At 61.6% G+C, this 1,212-nt stretch carries 2 protein-coding genes; both read right to left on the minus strand.

Annotation, left to right across the window (positions count from 1 at the left end):
* On the minus strand, positions 1 to 226 hold a 226-nt coding region (locus B2994_RS01645; RefSeq protein WP_291526666.1), incomplete at its 3' end, for a DUF7604 domain-containing protein.
* 152 nt (positions 227 to 378) lie between these two features.
* The coding region (locus B2994_RS01650) for a class C sortase (protein WP_291526667.1) at positions 379 to 1,212 on the minus strand (834 nt) is incomplete at its 5' end.

Below are 1,212 nucleotides of genomic sequence, written 5' to 3' on the forward strand. Positions count from 1 at the left end.
CGCCTTCGCCCTTGGTCTCGGCGCAGCCCTCACAGCTTTCGTCGCTACCGTCGGCCTTCGTCGGTTCGCAGTACTTCTTGTCGGCTTTGGCATACTGCCCGTAGGCGGCCTGGGACGGCTTGACCTCGAAGCCCGAGCGTATATAGGTCACGCCATCCACCAGCATGTAACCTTCGGGGAGGGTCGCGGTTACCTTGCGATCGTACGCATCATAACTGACCTTCACGCAGTTATCAGTATTCGGATCTTTAGCGGATTCGCACTGGGACCAACCCCTCACAGTGGGCCTCGCCAACCCCGAATCAGGCGTGCAGCTACGCAGCCTTTATCAGCCCCCGTCCCCTTGTTCAGACAGAAAGTGAAGGCAAATCGTCGAATCTACAGTCTACGCGGCCACCAACCGCCATGGCGCATGCGGCGCCACGGGCGATGCCGCGCCCACAGCAGCAACAGTCCCAGCGCCAGCGGGATCGCAACGGAGGCAATCGTCCACACACGGCAATCCCTCGGCGCATCCGTGATCTGCGGAATCGGATCGGGAATCGTCTGGCGAACGCCAGACACCAGCAAACGGTGTGTATTCACACCATACGGCGTGCATGTCATCAAGGTCACGCGATCCTCGCCGGGCACGATCTTCAACTGGCTCGTATCATCCGGCTCGATCACCGAAATGCGATCCACGCGATACCCCAGCGTCTCCCCCATCACCTTGATGTAGAAGAAATCCCCCACCTGCATTTCATCCAAACGGGTGAACATCAGCGCATCGACCAGACCGCGATGGCCGGTCAGCACCGCATGCGTGTCCACGCCCCCCACCGGCAGGCTCGAACCGTACAAATGCCCGGAACCGGAAGCGAGCGCGCTCTCGGACGTGCCATGGTAGATCGGCAAATCGATCGACACCTTCGGAATCACGATCGACCCCATCACACCACCGCCCGTGTCAAGCAGCTCCTGATACTCCGTGTCCTTGCTTGCGGCGGAATCCTCACTGCCGGAAGCGGACGAACGTCCGGCGACCGAAGTGAACGGATCAACCGCCTCGCCCATCACCGGCTGGCCGGACTGGGCGAGCTTACGGTTGTATTCCTGGGCCGCCTGGAACGCCAGCTCGGCCTGCGGGTAGGGCCAACCCCGCACATTGGACTCCGATTGCTCGGAGGTTTCCGCCAGCCTGGCCTGGGACTGGTATTGCAGCACCACGGG

It is taken from the genome of Bifidobacterium sp. UBA744, assembly GCA_002298605.1.
Taxonomy (GTDB): Bacteria; Actinomycetota; Actinomycetes; order Actinomycetales; family Bifidobacteriaceae; genus Bifidobacterium.